This is a genomic window from Caballeronia sp. INML2 (assembly GCF_023631365.1).
GTDB lineage: Bacteria > Pseudomonadota > Gammaproteobacteria > Burkholderiales > Burkholderiaceae > Caballeronia > Caballeronia turbans.
Map to the genome: position 1 here is coordinate 19,227 of NZ_JALQDH010000052.1, position 19,352 is coordinate 38,578.

Here is a 19,352-nt window from a genome sequence, read left to right on the forward strand (position 1 = left end):
CGAACGTGCGATTCGGCGCGGAACTTTTCCGAGGCCCGCCTGTCTCCCGAAATTCGCTTTGAGATCCCCGCAGACCCTTTACAGACGGGCATCCGACCAGACTGTGTGTTTTTCGAGACAGTCAATATTTTTTCGTTTCTTAAGTTACGAAACGTTGCGTTATTCTCTGCGCCGGCAACAACGATTAATCATTCGCGTGGAGAATTCGATGAAACGAATCGCACTGACGTCCCTCTCGCTGGCGCTTCTCGGCGCAGCAGGCGCGGCACAAGCACAAAGCAGCGTCACCCTCTATGGCGTGATCGATACCGGTCTCGCGTATGTGAGCCATGCCAACACTGATGGCGACCATCTCTTCGGCATGGTCAACGGCACGCTGTCCGGCCCGCGTTGGGGCTTGAAGGGTCAGGAAGACCTCGGCGGCGGCCTGAAGGCGATCTTCCAGTTGGAAAGCGGCTTCGATCCGGGCACGGGCCAGTCGAACCAGGGCGGTCGCCTGTTCGGCCGTCAAGCGTTCGTCGGTTTGAGCGGCAACCAGTGGGGTACGGTCACGTTGGGTCGTCAGTATGATCCGTCCGTCGACATGGTTCAGGGCCTCACGGGCGACAACTACTGGGGCGCAGCGTTCGCTACGCCGGGCGACGTCGACAACTACGACAACAGCCTGCGCGTGAGCAACGCCGTCAAGTACGTGTCGCCGGTGTTCGGTGGCTTCCAGTTCGAAGGCATCTACGGCTTCAGCAATCTGGCTGGCACGACCGGCCAGGGCCAGACCTGGGGCGGCGCAGCGACGTACGGCAACGGTCCGTTCTCGATCGCGGCCAGCTACCTGTACGTGAACAACCCGAGCGCAAACCGCGCGACCGGCTGGAACAGCCCGTCGTCGGATTCGCTGTTCAACACGGTGATCAACGCCGGCTACGATACGGCCCACGCGGTCGGAATCGCGCGCGGTGCTGGCCAGTACGTGTTCGGTGCGTTCACGGTCGGTGCTTCGTACAGCTTCGCGCAGTACAAGAACGACGGCAACTCGGCGTTCACGGAACAAGAGAAGTTCAACGTGGCCAACGGCTACGTGAACTTCCAGCTGACGCCGGCTACGCTGCTCGGCCTGGGCTACACGTACACGCACGCCAGCGGCGACACCTCGGCGAACTACCACCAGGTCAGCCTGGGTGCCGACTACTCGCTGTCGAAGCGCACCGACGTGTACGCTGTCGGCGCCTATCAGCACGCGAGCGGCACGCAGCGCAACGCTGACGGCACGACGCAAGACGCGCAAGCTTCGATCAGCGACTTCGGTTTTGCCAGCGGCCGCAACCACCAGGAACTGGTGCTCATCGGTCTGCGCCACAAGTTCTAAGAACAACCGACTGGCGCGGCACGCAAGTGCCGCGTCGGAGGATCGCAGTACCCTCGAACAGCCATCGGTTTTCCGATGGCTGTTTTTTTATGTGCTCGCGAATGTGACGTCAGAGTTGCGGCGCGTTGCCCTTTTCGACGTCTTCCGCGAGCGTCTGCGCGGGCGCGCCCGGGCAAGGCAGGTCCCCGATGACGAGCCGCGGCACCGTGCTGCGCGTTTCGCGCGGGCGCAGCGGCACGTTGTCGAGTTCGGTCCAGGAAGGGTTCGGAATCTCGCCGAAGAGCTGCCTCAGACGCTCGCCCCACGTCTTGTTGATCATCTGGTAGTAGGCGCTGTTGTTGTCGAGCGTGGCGAAGCGCGTGACGCGCAGCGAGTCCTTTTCATAGACCAGCAGGTCGAGCGGCAGACCGACCGAAAGATTCGAGCGCAATGTCGAATCCATCGAAATGAGCGCGCATTTCGCGGCTTCGTCGAGCGGCGATGTGGGCGTGATGACGCGGTCGATGATCGGCTTGCCGTACTTCGATTCGCCGATCTGAAAATACGGCGACACGCGCGTCGATTCGATGAAATTGCCCGCCGCATAAATCATGAAAAGACGCGGCGGCTGGCCGCAAATCTGTCCGCCGAGAATGAAGCTGCAATTGAAGTCGACGCTGAATTCCGCGAGCGACAGCGCATCGCGCCGATGCACCTCCCGCACCGCATCGCCGACGATGCGCGCCGCTTCCGCCATCGTCGGGACGCTGTAGAGCGTAGGCGCGGCGGGATCGGACGGCTCCGCGAGCAGATGCGTCACCGCCTGTGTCAGCGCAAGATTGCCGGCCGCGAGCAGGACGATCACGCGCTCTCCCGGCTGTTCGAAAACAACCATCTTGCGCGCGGCGCTTACGTGGTCCACGCCGGCGTTGGTGCGCGTGTCGGACAGGAACACGAGTCCCTCGTCCACGCACATGCCCACGCAATAAGTCATGTCGATCGATCCTGAAAAACGAGCAAACCCTCATTGTACTGAGCGCGACCGCGCGTCGCATCCGCCCGTTCACTGATCCCGGTGCGCATCGATCCCGATGTGCACCGAGAGCGTCTCCTCCTTGCCGCCCACGCGCGAGCCGCGCACCGGCGCCGCGGCCTCGTAGTCCCGGGCCACCGCGAGACGGCAATGACGCTCGCCCGCGAATGCGGCCTGCGTCGCGTCCACCGAGACCCAGCCGTGCTCCGCCCAGACATCGGTCCATGCGTGCGCGGCCACGGCCTCGGTCGCGCCCGCGTCGAAATAGCCGCTCACGCAGCGGGCGGGCACGCCTCGCGCCCGGCAGCACGCGAGCAGCAGATGCGCGAAATCGCGGGCATCGCCGAAGCCGCTCGCGAGCGCCTGCGCGGCCGTGCCCGCGGCATACGCCGGCTCGTTGCGATACTGCACGCTCTCGCCGATGCGCTCCGCCAGCGCGATGAGCGACGCCGGCGTATCGAGCGACGGCACGCGATGCGCGAGCGCGCGGATCGCGGCATCGGGCATCGTCAGCGGCGTCGCGCAGGTGAAATGCTCGAGCGGAATCGGTCCGGCTTCGTCGAACAGGCGGCCATCGGGCAACGCTTGCGTCACGACTTCGCCCGCCACGCTCACATGGATCTCACCGTGCGGCTTCGTCAGCACGAGCGTGTGCAACGCGTTGCCATACGCATCGCGCGCCGCATCGAGCTTGCCCGGCGCTGCGACACGCCAGTGCCGCACGAGCTGCGACGCGCCGCTTGCCGGCGTCACACGAAACTGCTGGATCGAATACGTGACCGGCGTGGCGTAGCGGTAGCGGATGTCGTGGCGTATGGTCAGCAGCATGATTCACGCAATGGGCAACATGAGGAAGGTGTGCATCACGCGCAGGCCGAGTTCATCGACGCGCTTCAGAAACTGCGTGAGCCACGCGTGCACGCCCGTCTCCAGAATCAGCCGGATGTCGGAGTACAGCACGTCCGCGCGCAGCTTGCCCGCGAAGCGCTCGCATTCCTTCGACGCATCCGTGCGCAGCTTCGCGAGCGTCTCGCAGACGCCGTCGAGCGATGCGAGCAGCGAGCGCGGCATCTGCTCGTTGAGAATCAGAAGTTCGACGACGCGCGTCGGCGTCACGACATCGCGATACACCTTGCGATAGATCTCGAGCGCCGACACGGAACTGAGAATCGACGTCCAGTAATAGAAGTCTTCGAGCTGGCGCGCCGCCTCGCGCGAGTTGGGCGTCGCATCGGCGAAGCGCACGTCGAGAATCCGCGCGGTGTTGTCCGCGCGCTCGAGATAGGTGCCGAGCTGCATGAAGAAGAACGCGTCGTCGCGCAGCGCGGTGCCCTGCATCACGCCGCGGCACAGATTGGAGCGGTACTTGACCCATTCGAACAGGGCATCCGGGCCCGTTTCGAGCTCCATGTTCGCGAGCCGCTGATTGAATTCGAGCCAGGTGAAGTTGATCGTTTCCCAGCCTTCCGTCGTGAGCGTGCCACGCACCGCGCGCGCGTTCTCGCGCGTCGCCTGCAGGCAGGACAGGATGCTCGACGGATTGCGCGCATCGGCGACCATGAAATGCAGCATGTCCTCGCGCGAGCGCGATCCCGGATGACGCTCGTCGAACATCTCCTCCAGCTCGGAAATCTTCAGCACCGAGCGTTGCCCGCGCGCCGCCTGCTCGGGCGTTTGCGGCAGGAGCGCGCCTTCCATGTCGATGTCGAGCATGCGCGCGGTGTTCTCCGCGCGTTCCATGTAGCGCGCCATCCAGAACAGGTGATCGGCAGTGCGGCTCAGCATGTGGTGATGTGCAGTGAGTTAGTCAATCGACCATCCACGTGTCCTTCGTCCCGCCGCCTTGCGACGAATTGACGACGAGCGAGCCTTCCCGCAGCGCGACGCGCGTGAGGCCGCCTGCGCACATCGACACCTCGCGGCCGGAAAGCACGAACGGCCGCAAGTCGATATGACGCGGCGCAATGCCCGCGTCCACGAACGTCGGACATGCGGAGAGCGCGAGCGTCGGCTGGGCGATATAGCCTTCGGGGCGCGCGAGAAGCAGCGCGCGGAACGCTTCGATCTCATCGTTCGTCGATGCCGGCCCGACGAGCATGCCGTAGCCGCCCGCGCCGTGCACTTCCTTGACGACGAGCTCCGGCAGATGCGCGAGCGTATAGGCGAGATCGTCCGCCTTGCGGCATTGATACGTCGGCACGTTGTTGAGAATCGGTTTCTCGCCGAGATAGAACTCGATCATGTCGGGCACGAACGGATAGATCGATTTGTCGTCGGCGATGCCGGTGCCCATCGCGTTCGCGAGCGTCACGCGGCCCGCGCGATACGACGTCAGCAAGCCCGGAATCCCGAGCGCCGAATCCGCGCGGAAGGCGAGCGGATCGAGAAAGTCGTCGTCCACGCGGCGATAGATCACGTCGACGCGGCGCGGCCCGTGCGTCGTGCGCATGAAGACGTAGTTGTCGTCAACGAAGAGATCCTTGCCTTCGACCAGTTCCACGCCCATTTGCTGCGCGAGGAACGTGTGCTCGAAATAGGCCGAGTTGTACATGCCGGGCGTCAGCACGACGACGGTTGGATCGTCGACGCCTTCGGGCGCGATAGAACGCAGCGTCTCGAGCAGCAAGTCGGGGTAATGCGCGACCGGCGCGACGCGATTCTGCACGAAGAGCTCGGGAAAGAGCCGCATCATCATCTTGCGGTTTTCGAGCATGTACGACACACCCGAGGGCACGCGCAGATTGTCTTCGAGCACGTAGAACTCGCCCGCCGCGCCGGCGCGCACGACATCGACGCCCGCGATATGCGCGTAGACGTCGAGCGGCACGTCCACGCCCTGCATCTCCGGCCGGTATTGCGCGTTCGTATAGACCTGCTCTGCGGGAATGCGCCCGGCGAGCACGATATCGCCGTTGTGATAGATGTCGTGCAGAAAGAAATTGAGCGCCTGCACGCGCTGCCGCAAGCCGGCTTCGAGCACGCGCCATTCGTCGCCGGGAATAATGCGCGGAATCATGTCGAAGGGAATGAGCCGCTCGGTGCCGGACAGATCGCCGTTCACCGCGAACGTGATGCCGACGCGCCGGAACAGCACGTCCGCCTCCGCGCGCTTGCGCGCGATCGTCTCAGGGCTCTGCATCGCGAGCCAGCGCGAAAACCGTGCGTAGTGACGGCGCACGGAGTCGTCCTGACGCATTTCATCGTAGATCTGCATCATTGCGTCCTTCGCGGTTTTTTCAGCGGCTTTTTCGAAGTATCGAACGAAAGCACCGGGCGCGTGCAGCTTTTTTCGCGCGCCGCGATGCTGCGGACTCGTTTGCGCTAGACTCCCGACTCATGCTCAACGTTTCATCCATGTCCGACGCGCTCGAAGACGAACCCGATTCCCTCGCCGACGCCCTGCTCGCGCGACTCGCGCGCCCGATCGTGTTCGTCGATCTGGAAACCACGGGCTCGAACGCAAACGAGGATCGCATCACCGAAATCGGCGTTGTCGAAGCGAGCACGGCCGGCATCGAGCGCTGGAGCGTGCTGGTCGATCCGGGCGTGCCGGTGCCGCCGTTCATCTCGCGCCTGACCGGCATCGAGGATTCAATGCTGCGCGGCCAGCCGAGCTTCGAATCGCTCGCGCCCGCGCTCGCCGAGCGCCTTCACGGCAAGCTCTTCGTCGCGCACAACGCGCGCTTCGACTACGGCTTTCTCAAGAACGAATTCCGGCGCGCGGGCATCGCGTTTCGCGCGGATACGCTGTGCACGGTGAGACTGTCGCGCGCGCTGTTTCCATCGGTCGAGCGGCATGGTCTCGATGCGCTCATCGCGCGGTTGAATCTCGCGCCGGAAGGACGCCATCGCGCGCTCGCCGATGCCGATCTCCTGTGGCAGTTCTGGCAGAAGATTCACGCGCTCTATCCGCAGGATCTCGTCGATGCCGCCATCAAGACGCTGGTCCGTCGCGCGAGCTTGCCCGCCGCGCTGCCCGAAGGCGCGCTCGACGCGCTGCCATCGACGCCCGGCGTCTACCTCTTTCACGGCGACGACGACGTCCCGCTCTATGTCGGCAAGAGCATCAACCTGAAACAGCGCGTCGCAGCCCATTTTTCGGGCGATCACAGGCTTCAGAAAGACTTGTCGATTTCACAGGCCATCAGGCGCATCGAATGCCGGGAGACGGTCGGAGAGCTCGGCGCGCTGCTGCTCGAAGCGAAGCTCGTGAAGGCATTGAAGCCGACGCACAACCGCTTGCTCAAGGGCGCCTCGGGCACGTGCGCGTGGCAATGGCTGCCGGGCGCGAGCGCGCCGACGCTCCTGAAGGCGAACCGGCGCGATCTGTCGCGCGAGGACCATCTCTTCGGCGTGTTCGCATCGCGGGCGAAGGCACTTGCATTCATGCGCCATATCGCCGACGAGCACACGCTCTGTCACGCGACGCTCGGACTCGAAAAAGCGCCGCTGTCGCGCGGTCGCGGCTGCTTCGGCTATCAGGTGAAACGCTGCCTCGGATCGTGTGCGGGAATCGAAGCACTTGCGGATCACGCGGCGCGCGCGCTCGCCGCAATCGAGCACGCACGCCTCGTGAAATGGCCGCATGAAGGGCCGATCGCCGTCGCCGAGCGCGACGAACAAACGGGCCGCGAGGCGTGGCACGTGATCGATCGATGGTGTTATGTCGGCACATGCGCGACGCGCGCCGACATCGCCCCGCTGCTCGCCGATGCAGTGGAAATGCGCCCTTTCGATGCCGACGTGTACAGCCTGATCGCGAAGCGTCTTGCAACCGGACAACTCACGTGGATCGCCTGCGATGCGCGGCCGGCGTTTCATCTCGTCGTTCAAGATGCGCCGGCGCGTGCAGTCGTCGCCACACAGCAGACGAAACGCGCGATGAAGCCGCGCGCCATCGCCGCCGATCAGTTCGCCCTGACGTTCTAGACGTTTCAGGCGATGCCGCCGTTCGCGCGCAGCACTTGCCCGTTGACCCAACCGGCATCCGGCCCGACGAGAAACGCGACGACCGACGCGATATCGTCCGGCTGACCGAGTCTTTCCAGCGGCGCCATCTTCGAGAACGTGGCGATCTGTTCGTCGGTCTTGCCGTCGAGGAAGAGCGACGTCGCCACCGGCCCCGGCGCGACCGCGTTCACCGTGATGCCGCGCCCGCGCAATTCCTTCGCGAACACATGCGTGAACGATTCGACCGCGGCCTTCGTCGCGTTGTAGATCGCATAGCCCGGCATGTTGAGCGCGAGCGTCGTGCTCGAAAAATTGACGATACGCCCGCCGCCGTTCATGCGCGCCGCCGCTTCGCGAAGCGTGTTGAACGTGCCGCGCACGTTGATGCCGAAGGTCTTGTCGTAGAGCGCGTCGCTCGTGTCGGCGAGTGGCGTGGTCGTCAGCACGCCGGCGTTGTTGATCAGCGCGTCGACCGGGCCGAGTTCCGCTTCGACGGTCTCGAACATACGGCGCACGTCGTCGGGTCTGGCAACATCCGCCTTCACCGCGATCGATGCGCTGCCTGCTTCGCGCAATTCGGCAACGAGCGCATCCGCTTCCTTCGCGCTCGCCGCATAGTTCACCGCAACCGCGAAGCCGTCGCGTGCGAGACGCCGTGCGATCTGCGCGCCGATGCCGCGCGACGCACCCGTGACGATGGCAACGCGCTTCGAATCGATCTGATTCATGATGTGCTCCCAAAGTAAGCTGTTCGATGGCAAGCATGATGAATCATTCCGTTTCCGCGATCATCGCGTGTGGCTTAGTATCATCGTTCCAGTTGCTTCAACAATCTCGAGCCCATGGATCGATTCCAGGAAATGCAGGTATTCGTGCGTATCGCGGAGCGGCACAGCTTCACGCAGGCCGCCGACGATTTGCAGATACCGCGTGCCACCGTCACCAATCTGATGAAGCGCATGGAAGAGCGGCTCGGCGCGCGCCTGCTCGAACGCACGACGCGCACGGTGCGCCTCACGCATGATGGCGAAGAGCACTATCGGCGTTGCGTGCGTCTGATCGCGGATCTCGAAGAAGCGGAAGGCTCGTTCAGACATGCGGAGCCGAAGGGCATGTTGCGTGTGAATCTGCAAGGCACGCTCGCGCGGCACTTCGTCATGCCGGGACTGCCTGCGTTTCTCGAACGGCATAAGCAGATCGAACTGCACATCGGAGAGGACGACAGACTCGTCGATCTCGTGCGCGAAGGCGTCGACTGCGTTTTGCGCGCGGGCACGTTGCAGGATTCGTCGATGATCGGCCGGCGCGTCGCGCTGCTCGAACAGGTGACCGTCGCGAGTCCCGCGTATCTCGCGCGTGAAGGCGTGCCGGACGATCTCGCAGCGCTCGCGTCGCATCGCGCGGTGAATTTCGTGTCGAGTGCGACGGGCCGCGCGCTGCCGCTGGAATTCACCGTCGATGAGCGTATCGAGACCATCGAATTGAGAGCGGCGATGTCGGTGTCGGGCGTCGAACTTTATACGCAAGCGGCTATCGCGGGGCTCGGCATCGTTCAGGTGCCGCGCTATCACATCGACGATGCGCTCGCCCATGGCCGCCTGCAAGTCGTGCTCCCAGACCTTGCCCCTCCACCGATGCCGGTCTCCGTGCTCTATCCGCATAACCGTCAGCTCTCCGCGCGCGTACGGGTTTTCGCGGATTGGTTGGGCGAGATCTTCGCTCCATTCAACGTGCGCGGCTGATCAAAACCGCGAAAGCAAAAGAGGCCAGCATCCCGATGAAGGGAAGCTGGCCTCTTTTTCATCGCGCTTCGATTTCGCCAACGAAACCGAAGCCACAACGCCGGCTGACGAAACTTAAGCCGCGGCGTCCTTCAGCTTCTTCAGCGCGCGCGCCTTGATGCGAACGCTTGCCGGCTTGGCCGGGAACCAGCGCTCCTCACCCGTGAACGGGTCCTTGCCGAAGCGCTTCTTCTTAGCCGGCACGGCTTGCGCGGAGATCTTCAGCAGACCCGACAGCGTGAATTCGCCAGCGCCCTTCTTGTGGATCGAACCGAGGATGGTGTCTTCCAGCGCGACCAGCACGGCCTTCACCGCCTTCAGGTCGACGGCGGCGCGGTCTGCAAGGTGCGTCGCGAGCGATGCCTTCGTGAACGTATCCTTGATCGGCGAGGGAGCGCCCGTGGTCTTCTTCGCGGCTACTTTCTTCGCGGCAACCTTCGGTGCTGCAGCTTTCTTCGCCGGTGCGGCGGCGGTCTTCGCCGTGGCCTTCTTGGCCGGGACCTTCTTTGCAGCGGTTTTAGCGGAAGTCGGCATGTTTCTCCTACCTGTTTTTTGGTCAGTGATATTCGAATACGTTCGCACCGATGCGTTCGTATCACGCCGGATTCTACATAGGCCAAGCGAGTTCGTGCGAGTCTTTTGCGCTTTTGTATCGTTTTTATAGGGGTTTTTCGTGGCGCGGCGCTGACACGTGCGTCATGAAGGCATCGTTTGCGATGTGCTTCGCTGCGTTTGCGTTGCACACGTCATGCGTTTTAGCGCTGCATGGACGATGCAAACGCACGATGCGCGATATGCGCGATGAGCGGATAGTGATCGGAAGCGATGCGCGACAGCCGTGTGCGATGCACGTCGACACGCATGAGGCGCTCGCCCGGATGCACCCAGATGCGATCGAGCGCGAAGAGCGGATAGCGCGTCGGAAAGGTGCGCAACGCACTCGCGCGATGAAAGTGCGTGACGAGACGCCGCAATGTCCGGCCATACACGAACCATTCGTTCAGATCGCCGAGCAGGATCACGGGCAGCGCGGGGGTATCGAAGTTCTGCAACACCAGCTCCACTTGCGCACGCCTTTCGCTGGATGCAAGTCCGAGATGCGTCGCGACTACACGCCATAGTTCGCCGCCGCAGTCGATGTCGGCGTCGAGCGCGCCGCGCGGCTCGCGGCTTCTGAACGACAGATCGAGTGTACGCACCGCGCGCACCGGATAGCGGGTGAGCACCGCGTTGCCGTAACGGCGCTCGGGCGTGTCGAGCGTCGGGCCGGCGACAGCATGCAGGTTCGTCATGCGTTGCAGCACATCGAGCACATCGGGTGAGCCGTTGCCGCCGAGCGGCACTTCCTGCAACGCGAAGATGTCCGCATCGATCTCGGCGAGCACCTCGCCGATGCGCTCCGGCGCGAACTTGCCGTCGATGCCTATCGCGCCATGCAAGTTATACGTCGCGATACGCAACTCGCGAGCGCGGGTGTCGGCCAGGTCTTCGTTTTCTATTCCGGCTTCGTGCATCAGCGTCATTGGTTGACCTCATCGGGACGCTCGTTTCTCGACGATGCGCGCGCCGCCGCATCGCGCGGCATGGTGCCGTTCTCGCGCAGTTCGCTCGCGCGTCTGGCCTCGTCGCTTGCGCGCGGCTTGTCGGCATCGCCCGGCGCGCCTTCGTGCGTTTCCTGACGATCCGCGCGGCCGAGAAAGCGCTGCAACAGCAGCGACACGCCGATCAAGGTCGCGCCGATGCCGATCAGCACCGCGAACGAGCCGATCGTCGGCCGATGCAACGAAGCGACGAGCTGATGCGCGAACGCAACCGTCAGAAAGATGCCCGGCCCCATGCCGAGCATCGTGCCGATCATGAAATCGCGCATGCGGATATGCGATGCGCCCGCGACGAGATTGACGATCGAAAACGGCGCGACCGGCAAGAGCCGCAACACGACGACCGCGACGATGCCGCGCTTCGCGACGCGTTCGGACAGCCGGTTCACGCGCGCGCCCGCCAGCTTGCGCACCGCATCGCGCCCGAGCCAGTTGCCGAGCGAATACGAAATGGCGGCCGCGGCCATCGTGCCCAAGAACGCGTACATGCCGCCCCATGACGCGCCGAAGACGATGCCCGTAGCCGCGATGAGCAGCGTGATCGGCACCGAGACGACCGCGGCGACGACATAGCAGAGGACGATCCACAGCGGCGCGAACGGCAACGCGTCGATATGGCGCGTCGCGTTCGTGAGCGACTTCAGGTTCGCGTAATCGCCGAGCGGCGTCCAGTGCCACAGCGCCGCGAAGAGCACGATCATCAGCGCGAACCCGCCGAGCAGCGCAAAGCGTCCGATGAGCGGGCGCGTCCGCTCCGCGGGCACGAACTGATCGACGAGTTCGTCGGCGGCGATCGGCGTTTCGGGATCGATCAGCGCTTCGGGCGGAATCAGTTGATCGAGTTCGGGCGATACTTGCGGGTCGAGCGGCACCAGCGTGCGATGCGCGTCGCGCTCGCGCAGCAGCGCCTGAATCGCGGCGTTCATGCCGCCGCGTGCGTCGCGCTCGCGCACGATATCCGCGATCTCGCAGCCGAGATGCTCCGCGAGCAGCGTGTCGCGCATCGTCGCGATCGCGCGGCGGATGCGCGCGTCGGCGCCCGCGTCGATCGACACGTTGCACTCGCTGTCGAGCACCATCGAGCGATTGTTCAGGTTGGCCGAGCCGACGATCAGCAATTCATCGTCGACGATCATCAGCTTGCTGTGCACGTTGACGATCTGGTCGCCCAGATTCGGCACGCTCGGGCACAGCAGGCGATAGCGGCCGTGCGTATCGGCACGCTTGAGCAGCGTATGCAGGCGCGCACGCAGCACGCCCATCGTCACTTCCTGCAGCCAGCCACTCTGATTGCGCGGCACGACGATGGCAAGATCGGGGCCATCGTCGCGCGCGAGCGAATCGGCGAGCGCCGCGCCGACGGTGCCCGATGTGAAGTACTGGTTCTCGATATAGATGCTGCGCCGCGCCCGCGCGATGGCGTCGAGATACTGCGTGCGAATCTGCTGCACCGGTGGGCGGCCGAGATAGTCGGGCTCGGTGAGGGAGATGGCGATATCGACGTCCTCGAGATCGACACGTCGCGAAGGCGGCCACGGGTCCTGGGCAAGCGCGGCGCGATGCGCGCGGATCGCGAGTCGCTTGTCGCATGCGCGCGTCCATCGTTCGCGTGCGAGCAGGCCGATCTCGCGCGCGGCGTCGCCGTCGAACATCGTGTGGACGTCGTGGAACGGCTGATACGCCGCGCCGTTCGCATCGCGGCGCAGCGGCTCGTCCGGGGCGTGCGCGGTGGTATCCCAGCGCGAGCGCGTGAGATCGAGACCGCCGACGAACGCAAGGCGATCGTCGATCACGACGATCTTCTGATGCTGCGAGCCGCCGAGCGGATGCTTGCCGTCCATCTGGAACGCGATGCGCCGGTTCGTGCGCCAGCCCATCTTGTAGACCGGCAGCCACTCGCGCTCGAATGCATAGAGCATCGCGAAATCCCACGCGAGTATGTAGATGCGCAGCCGCCGCTTGTCGCCAGCAAGCGCGTGGAGAAAATCGCCGAGCGCTTCGGGATAGCCGTCGTCGGCGCCTTCGGGCGTGAGCTTCATGCGGCTGTCGATGTCCCAGCCGAGGATGAACACCGTGCGTTCGGCGCGCGTGAGCGCCTCGCGCAGCACGCGAAAATAATCCGCGCCGTCGATGAGCAGGCTGAAGCGATCTGCGTGACGCACGCTCGCGCAATTGCGTCCCGGCTGGAAAAACGGCTCGTCGTGGTTTGCGTGGGTCATCTGCTGTTTACAGCACTCCCGGCGAAATGACTTTCGTTTTGCAAGCACCATGCCCGCCGCGCGACGCGGTGATACGCTTCGTTGCATTTGCCGATTCCGGAGCGACCTGCGCGATGAACGATAACGAAGTCACCCATCAGGACGACGAGCGCGCAGGACTCGTTGCGCTCGCGGCGGCATCGGTCGTCGTGGGCGCGGCGACGGGCGCGATCGGCGTGCTCTTTCGCTTCGCCCTCGAACGCGCCGATACATGGCGCAACGCGTTCGTTGCGTGGGCGCACGCGGGACACGATGCGGCGATCGTGCTCGTCGTGCTCGCTGCATCGGCCGCCGCCGCGCTCGCCGCGTGGCTCGTCGCGCGCTACGCGCCGATGGCGAGCGGCAGCGGCATTCCCCATGTCGAAGCGGTGCTGCACGGCAAAGTGCCGCCCGCGCCGCTCGTGCTCGTTCCGATCAAGTTCGTGGGCGGCGTGCTCGCCATTGGCGCGGGGCTCGCGCTCGGCCGCGAAGGCCCGACGGTGCAGATGGGCGCATCGATCGCGCATGCCGTCGGCAGGTTCTTCAGGCGCAACGTGGGCGATTGCCGGGTGCTGCTCGCGGCCGGCGCGGGCGCCGGGCTTGCGACCGCATTCAATGCGCCGATCGCGGGCGCCGTATTCGTGCTCGAAGAACTGACGCGCCGTTTCGATACCCGCACGGCGGTCGCGGCGCTCGGCGCATCGGCGAGCGCGATCGCAATGGCGCGTCTGCTGCATGGCGACTTCCCCGACTTTCACGTCCCGCCGCAACCATTCCCCGGCTTCGAAATGAGCGGCGCGCATCTCGTGCTCGGCGCGCTGCTGGGACTGCTGGGCGCGGCGTATAGCCGTCTCATCGTCTGGACGCTCGACGCCGCCGAATCGGTCGCGCCGTCCGGCTCGGTGAAGCACGCGACCATGCGCGCGGCGACGATCGGCGCGGCGGTCGGTCTGCTCGCCTGGTTCGCGCCGGACCTCGCCGGCGGCGGCGACGCGCTGACCGAGCGCGCGCTTCTCGGCACCGGCACCCTGGCGGGCGTGACGGCGATGTTCGCGTTGCGCTTCATACTCGGCCCGGTGTCGTACGCGGCGGGCGCACCCGGCGGCATCTTCGCGCCGATGCTCGTGCTCGGTGCGCAGACGGGCCTTCTGTTCGGCCGCGTCTGTCTCGACTGGTTCCCCGGCATGGCACCCGCCGCCGGCGACACGAGCACGTTCGCGGTGGTCGGCATGGCGGCTTTCTTCGTCGCGGTGGTGCGCGCGCCGGTCACGGGCATCGTGCTCGTCACCGAGATGACGGCGAGCTTCACCCTGCTCCTGCCGATGCTCACCGCCTGCTTCACCGCGATGGTCGTGCCGATGCTCCTGCGCGTGCCGCCGATCTACGATTCGCTCGGCGAGCGTGCCGCGACCAGACGCTAGCGCCCGCGTCCTGCATGCGCGGGACGGTTGCGGTAGTCTCGTCGATGAACGTTCGTTGCGCCGCGTTTCACGCACGAAGCGCGGCGCCTTCCGACTTCATTAACGAGGACAGGCAATGGAATATCGACATCTCGGTGCTTCGGGCTTCAAGGTTCCAGTATTGAGCTTCGGGACCGGCACCTTTGGCGGCAAGGGCGAATTCTTTCAGGCATGGGGCGAAACCGACGTGAGCGAGGCGCGCAAGCTCGTCGACATCTGTCTCGATGCGGGCGTCACGATGTTCGACACCGCGGACATCTACTCGCGCGGCGCATCGGAATCGATACTCGGCGAAGCGCTCAAGGGCCGGCGCGACAAGGTCATCGTCTCGACCAAGGCCACGTTCCGTTTCGACCAGGACGATCCGAACGCGGTCGGATCGTCGCGCTTTCATCTCATCCAGGCAGTGAACGCGGCGCTCCAGCGCCTGCAGACGGATTACATCGACGTGTTCCAGTTGCACGGCTTCGATGCGAAGACGCCTGTCGAGGAAACGCTTTCCACACTCGACGATCTCGTGCGCGCGGGCAAGATCCGCTATACGGGCGTGTCGAATTTCTCGGGCTGGCATCTACAGAAATCGCTCGACGTGGCGGACCGCTACGGCTATCCGCGCTATGTCGCGAATCAGACGTATTACTCGCTCATCGGCCGCGATTACGAATGGGAGCTGATGCCACTCGGGCTCGATCAGGGCGTCGGTGCGATCGTGTGGAGCCCGCTCGGATGGGGACGGCTCACCGGCAAGATCCGTCGCGGCCAGCCGCTGCCCGCGACGAGCCGCCTGCACAAGACCGCCGACATGGGCCCGCCGGTGCCGGACGAGTACCTGTATCGCGTCGTCGATGCGCTCGACGCCATCGCCGAGGAAACCGGCAAGACCGTCCCGCAGATCGCGCTCAACTGGCTGCTGCAACGTCCGACGGTGGCGACGGTGCTCATCGGCGCGCGCAATGAAGAGCAACTGCGTCAGAACCTCGGCGCGGTCGGGTGGAATCTGACTGCCGAGCAGGTGAAGAAACTGGATGAGGCGAGCACGGTGCGGCCGGCGTACCCGTATTGGCATCAGCAAGGATTCGCGGAACGCAATCCGTTCCCGGTGTAAGGCTTAAGTCTGCGCGTGGCGGGTGCCGCCCGCCACATTCAGAATCCGTACCGGGAGGCTTCCGTAAATCTGTATCGGTACTGTACCGGACACGTCCCGTACACTTGGCGCCATCGAGCCTGAAACCACCGGAGCGCGCCATGCCGACCGAACTCATGAATGCCCTGCCCGCCGCCGCGCTGTTCGCGCTGGTGACGACAATCACGCCCGGCCCCAACAACACGATGCTCCTCGCCTCGGGCGTCAATTTCGGCCTGAAGCGAACGGTGCCGCATGTGCTCGGCATCAGCGCCGGCATGGCGATTCTCATGATCGCGGTCGGTCTCGGGCTCGCGCAGGCGTTCGAGCATGTGCCGTGGCTCTATACCGTGCTGGAAGCGGCGAGCGTCGCGTATCTGCTGTATCTGGCATGGAAGATCGGCACGTCGTCGTCGGTGCAGATGCGCGATGGGCAGGGCCGCCCGATGCGCTTTCACGAAGCGATCGCGTTCCAGTGGATCAATCCCAAGGCGTGGATGATGGTGCTCACGGCCGCGACGACCATCCATCTGCACGCGAGCCTCTCGCTGAATGCGGCGCTGATGGCGCTGGTGCTGGTTGTGATCGGGCTGCCGTGCATCACGATGTGGGCCGCGTTCGGCATGTCGCTGCGGCGTTTTCTTGCGAATCCGCGCTCGCTGCGCGTCTTCAACATCACGATGGCCGTGCTGCTGGTGCTGTCGCTGTATCCGATCGTCGCCCATTTGTTCGATTGATGCGTGAGGAGAAACGCGCGCCGCATGAAAAGCGCGCGCGCTCTTTGCCTCGACGCCTGTCGGGTGCATACTGGACTCACGCGCCGGCACGCAAAATCTGCCGTCCCGCTTGCAAGTTTGGGACTGCGTTTCTTCTCGCCAGCATCGTCTGTCCACCTTGCCGCCCGACCGGTCCTTAAGCGATCCTTTAAGGCGGCGTTTTCAGCCCGGCGCGTACATGCCTTGCTAGTCCGTTGGTTCGCGCCGAATCGTCGGCGCGGCTTTGAAATCTGTCCAAGGAGTACGCCATGTCTGGAGCCAATCGCCCATCCGGTCCCGCCACGCGCAAATCCCTCGACCTGGCCGATCAGATCGAACGCGATGAACTGGAGAACAACCTGCCGGATGCGCTAAACGGCGTCGACGATGAAGATGACGCCGAAGATTCCGACTCCGATCGCACAGCAGGCCGTTAGCCTCGACAGCCGGGCCCATCGCGCCAATGAGGACGCGATCCGCAACGCCGCAATGTTTCCCGTTGCGGCGTTTTTGCATCTGAGCGCCTTCGATACGCTGGGCACGCCTGTTGCTTTGAACGATGCGCGGTAAGAACCTGATGAGCGAAAGCAGCGGCATCGACCCGCCTGCGAATCGACCGATCAACCGAACCCCACGGGAGGGCTCCATGCTCCGTTACGCTGTCATCTTCTTCATCATCGCGATCATCGCGGCCGTCTTCGGCTTCGGCGGGATCGCAACGGGCGCGGCGGAAATCGCCAAGATCCTGTTCTTCATCTTCATCGTGATCTTTCTGGCGACGTTGCTGCTTGGCGTGTTCAGGCGATGACGCTGGGTGTGTAGTGGGCGTTGCAAAAAGCGAAACGCGCGGGCTCTTTTGAGGCCGCGCGTTTCGCGTCTATGCGGGTTCCGAGACAGCGCTTTATGTTAGTCAGAAACCAGCAAATGCCCCTACGTTTCGCGTAACGTGTGATGAAGTCCCAGACGGACTCCCCGTACATCACGCCCTGCTCCATCTTCTCCTGCGCGCCTTCCAGATGGAACTCGATATCGAAAGCATCGAAGTTCTTCGATCCACCAGCAACTGCGTCACCATCTCCTGAAAGGTGACGTCCTTGTACACGTCTGAACGATGCACGCGCTTGCAAAGCGCGGCAAATCTGGGCTCGATGCGGAGTTTATAGGTCGCCTCCTCGCGGCTCGCGCTGATGCGTTTAAAGCATGTGACGATGCCATTGAAGGTGGCGGCCTCGTGATCGACAGGCTCGATGTAGTTCACCGACGGCACGGCCACGCGCTCGTCGATCTGCAAACCTGCGCGCCGTCCTACGCACAGCTTGCCGTCGATATCGAGTTGCGGCGAGGTCACGGTCACCTCCACCGTGTAGTCATCGCATAGCCCCGCTTTGACCTTGAACTTGAGCACGTCAAGGCCGAGATCGAGCGTGCCGATCCATATGCTCAGATGCTGGGTGAGCCGCGCGCTCGGACGGCTCAGTGCATCAGTTAGATTTTTTGTGACAGCATTCATATGCATACCTATCTTGTTGAATGAAACGATGTCTTATCGTTCGTTCAAGCTTCGCATTGGAATTTAGGATTGCAACGAAAGGCTGTCAATTAACACGTCATATCAACGACGGCAAATAAGATTACTCTTACGAGTGGGGGAAAGCGGTCACCTGCGCGTTGCGTTTAGCTTTAGCACGCTCAACGATCCGCTGCGACCACCGCTATCGGCGATGCTGTTGGAATTGCCTTCGATCTCGATGAACTGTGCCTCATCGACTGCCGTAATCGGCAACGCCTACATGAGCACGAGCGAATTGAGCGTGCCGCCCTGCCGCCTAGGGTGTCATGTGCGTTGAATCGGTCGCTCACCACGACGCAATATGCCGCCGCGCGTTTTTGCATGCCTCTACGCGCCGCAAATCACGTAATCACCACCCGATTTTTCCCATCCCTTTTCGCCCGATAAAGCGCGAGATCCGCCGCTTCCACGAGCTGCTTGGACGCATCGTCCTGCATGGCGATCTGAGTCGCACCGCCGATGCTGATCGTCACGCGCCCGCTCGCGGAACCCGCGTGCGGCACGTCGAGCGCCTCCACCGCGATGCGTATCTTCTCGCCAAGCAACCGCAATCCCGGCGCCGATGTCGACAACAACACCACCGCGAACTCCTCGCCGCCGAAACGCGCGGCCAGGTCCGTTGGGCTGTTGAGGCTCGTCTCGATCGTATGCGCGACGAGCTTCAATACATCGTCGCCAGCGACGTGTCCATACGTATCGTTGTACGACTTGAAGTTATCGACATCGATCATCAGGAAGCCGATGGCCGCATGCTCGCGTGCCGCACGCCGCCATTCGGCGTTCAGATAATCATCGAGACGGCGACGATTCGACAGCCCCGTCAGCCCGTCCGAATGCGTCAGCCGCTGCAATTCCAGATTCGTTTCGAGCAGCTTCTGCTGCGACTGACGCAGCGCGCGATACGCCTCGTCGCGCTGCAACAGGTTCTGATACGAACGCGAGTGATAGCGCACCCGCGCGACGAGCTCGATCGTATCGGGCAGCTTCACGAGGTAATCGTTCGCGCCCGCCGCGAACGCCGCGCTCTTGATCCGCGGCTCTTCCTTCGTCGAGAGCACGATGATCGGAATGTCGCGCGTCGCGGGATGCTCGCGGTACTGACGCACGAGCGTCAAGCCATCGACGCCGGGCATCACGAGGTCTTGCAGAATCACCGTCGGCCGCGTTTCCTGCGCGGTGCGCAGCGCCTCTTCCGGATTGGCGCAGTAATGCAGATCGACGTTCGTCTCTTCCGCGAGCGCACGGCGCAGCGCCTCCGCGATGATCGCCTGATCGTCCACGAGCAAAACCATCACCGGCAACTCGGCCGCGGGCGGCGCGTTCAATGCGGCTGCGAGCAAATCGGACACGGCGCGCTCGTCCACCATCGCACGCGAACCCGCGCGCCCGATGCTCGGCGTTCCTGCCGCCGCGGCCCGTTTCGCACGCTCGGCCAGCGGATCGGGATGAGGAAGTTTCATGAACGTGTCCTTGATTGATTGCTTATCGGTTGGTTCGTGG

The 19,352-nt window shown here is 63.9% G+C and carries 19 protein-coding genes; 9 read left to right on the forward strand and 10 right to left on the reverse strand.

The window, feature by feature from the left end; translation table 11 throughout:
- Positions 1-208 precede the first annotated feature (208 nt).
- A complete protein-coding gene (locus tag NCT32_RS19455) occupies positions 209-1,363 on the forward strand; it encodes a porin (RefSeq protein WP_061117925.1) in 1,155 nt (384 codons plus the stop codon).
- A 109-nt stretch (positions 1,364-1,472) separates the two neighbouring features.
- On the opposite strand, the gene NCT32_RS19460 is transcribed toward NCT32_RS19455, so the two are convergent.
- The 4 genes from NCT32_RS19460 to NCT32_RS19475 all read right to left on the reverse strand — a co-directional run bounded on the left by NCT32_RS19460 (position 1,473) and on the right by NCT32_RS19475 (position 5,589).
- A complete protein-coding gene (locus NCT32_RS19460; RefSeq protein WP_086960970.1) occupies positions 1,473-2,336 on the reverse strand; it encodes a proteasome-type protease in 864 nt (287 codons plus the stop codon).
- Positions 2,337-2,405: 69 nt separating this feature from the next.
- The gene (locus tag NCT32_RS19465) at positions 2,406-3,203 is read right to left on the reverse strand and encodes a transglutaminase family protein (protein WP_061117923.1); all 798 of its coding nucleotides are present in this window, start codon (positions 3,201-3,203) and stop codon (positions 2,406-2,408) included.
- Between the two features lie 3 nt (positions 3,204-3,206).
- Complete coding sequence (locus tag NCT32_RS19470) at positions 3,207-4,160, reverse strand: alpha-E domain-containing protein (protein ID WP_061117922.1); 954 nt, start codon at positions 4,158-4,160, stop codon at positions 3,207-3,209.
- Positions 4,161-4,182: 22 nt separating this feature from the next.
- Positions 4,183-5,589 (reverse strand): circularly permuted type 2 ATP-grasp protein, encoded by a 1,407-nt coding sequence (locus NCT32_RS19475; RefSeq protein ID WP_061118126.1) that lies wholly within the window; start codon positions 5,587-5,589, stop codon positions 4,183-4,185.
- Between the two features lie 140 nt (positions 5,590-5,729).
- Between NCT32_RS19475 and NCT32_RS19480 the strand changes: the two genes are divergently transcribed.
- Positions 5,730-7,304, forward strand: a complete 1,575-nt coding sequence (locus NCT32_RS19480; RefSeq protein ID WP_061117921.1) for a 3'-5' exonuclease family protein — start codon at positions 5,730-5,732, stop codon at positions 7,302-7,304.
- 5 nt (positions 7,305-7,309) lie between these two features.
- Here the strand turns inward: NCT32_RS19480 and NCT32_RS19485 are convergent, their stop codons facing one another.
- Positions 7,310-8,053 (reverse strand): SDR family oxidoreductase, encoded by a 744-nt coding sequence (locus NCT32_RS19485; RefSeq protein ID WP_250477486.1) that lies wholly within the window; start codon positions 8,051-8,053, stop codon positions 7,310-7,312.
- A 114-nt stretch (positions 8,054-8,167) separates the two neighbouring features.
- Between NCT32_RS19485 and NCT32_RS19490 the strand changes: the two genes are divergently transcribed.
- Positions 8,168-9,067, forward strand: coding sequence for a LysR family transcriptional regulator (locus NCT32_RS19490; protein WP_061117919.1), 900 nt, complete (start codon positions 8,168-8,170; stop codon positions 9,065-9,067).
- Positions 9,068-9,181: 114 nt separating this feature from the next.
- Here NCT32_RS19490 and NCT32_RS19495 read toward each other — a convergent pair whose 3' ends face one another.
- The 3 genes from NCT32_RS19495 to NCT32_RS19505 all read right to left on the reverse strand — a co-directional run bounded on the left by NCT32_RS19495 (position 9,182) and on the right by NCT32_RS19505 (position 12,926).
- Complete coding sequence (locus NCT32_RS19495; protein ID WP_061117918.1) at positions 9,182-9,640, reverse strand: HU family DNA-binding protein; 459 nt, start codon at positions 9,638-9,640, stop codon at positions 9,182-9,184.
- Positions 9,641-9,861: 221 nt separating this feature from the next.
- Positions 9,862-10,629 carry an endonuclease/exonuclease/phosphatase family protein gene (locus tag NCT32_RS19500; RefSeq protein WP_061117917.1) on the reverse strand — a complete coding sequence of 256 codons (768 nt, stop codon included), beginning with the start codon at positions 10,627-10,629 and terminating at the stop codon, positions 9,862-9,864.
- Positions 10,626-12,926: a VTT domain-containing protein gene (locus NCT32_RS19505; RefSeq protein ID WP_061117916.1), complete on the reverse strand. Its 2,301-nt coding sequence runs from the start codon at positions 12,924-12,926 to the stop codon at positions 10,626-10,628. The genes NCT32_RS19500 and NCT32_RS19505 overlap by 4 nt, the downstream gene beginning before the upstream one ends.
- Positions 12,927-13,039: 113 nt before the next feature.
- Here NCT32_RS19505 and clcA point away from each other — a divergent pair, with 113 nt between their 5' ends.
- The 6 genes from clcA to NCT32_RS19535 all read left to right on the forward strand — a co-directional run bounded on the left by clcA (position 13,040) and on the right by NCT32_RS19535 (position 17,090).
- Positions 13,040-14,365 carry a H(+)/Cl(-) exchange transporter ClcA gene (clcA, locus tag NCT32_RS19510; protein ID WP_061117915.1) on the forward strand — a complete coding sequence of 442 codons (1,326 nt, stop codon included), beginning with the start codon at positions 13,040-13,042 and terminating at the stop codon, positions 14,363-14,365.
- A gap of 115 nt (positions 14,366-14,480) precedes the next feature.
- A complete protein-coding gene (locus NCT32_RS19515) occupies positions 14,481-15,509 on the forward strand; it encodes an aldo/keto reductase (protein ID WP_061117914.1) in 1,029 nt (342 codons plus the stop codon).
- A gap of 140 nt (positions 15,510-15,649) precedes the next feature.
- A complete protein-coding gene (locus tag NCT32_RS19520; protein ID WP_061117913.1) occupies positions 15,650-16,264 on the forward strand; it encodes a LysE family translocator in 615 nt (204 codons plus the stop codon).
- 287 nt (positions 16,265-16,551) lie between these two features.
- Positions 16,552-16,719 (forward strand): hypothetical protein, encoded by a 168-nt coding sequence (locus tag NCT32_RS19525; protein WP_250477487.1) that lies wholly within the window; start codon positions 16,552-16,554, stop codon positions 16,717-16,719.
- The gene (locus tag NCT32_RS19530) at positions 16,670-16,852 is read left to right on the forward strand and encodes a hypothetical protein (protein WP_143756320.1); all 183 of its coding nucleotides are present in this window, start codon (positions 16,670-16,672) and stop codon (positions 16,850-16,852) included. Before NCT32_RS19525 ends, NCT32_RS19530 begins: the two co-directional genes overlap by 50 nt.
- Positions 16,853-16,928: 76 nt before the next feature.
- Positions 16,929-17,090, forward strand: coding sequence for a DUF1328 family protein (locus NCT32_RS19535; RefSeq protein ID WP_008352793.1), 162 nt, complete (start codon positions 16,929-16,931; stop codon positions 17,088-17,090).
- 171 nt (positions 17,091-17,261) lie between these two features.
- Here NCT32_RS19535 and NCT32_RS19540 read toward each other — a convergent pair whose 3' ends face one another.
- Both NCT32_RS19540 and NCT32_RS19545 read right to left on the reverse strand, forming a co-directional pair.
- The gene (locus NCT32_RS19540) at positions 17,262-17,792 is read right to left on the reverse strand and encodes a contractile injection system protein, VgrG/Pvc8 family (protein WP_250477488.1); all 531 of its coding nucleotides are present in this window, start codon (positions 17,790-17,792) and stop codon (positions 17,262-17,264) included.
- Positions 17,793-18,193: 401 nt separating this feature from the next.
- Positions 18,194-19,312: a diguanylate cyclase gene (locus NCT32_RS19545; RefSeq protein WP_284502335.1), complete on the reverse strand. Its 1,119-nt coding sequence runs from the start codon at positions 19,310-19,312 to the stop codon at positions 18,194-18,196.
- Positions 19,313-19,352 lie beyond the last annotated feature (40 nt).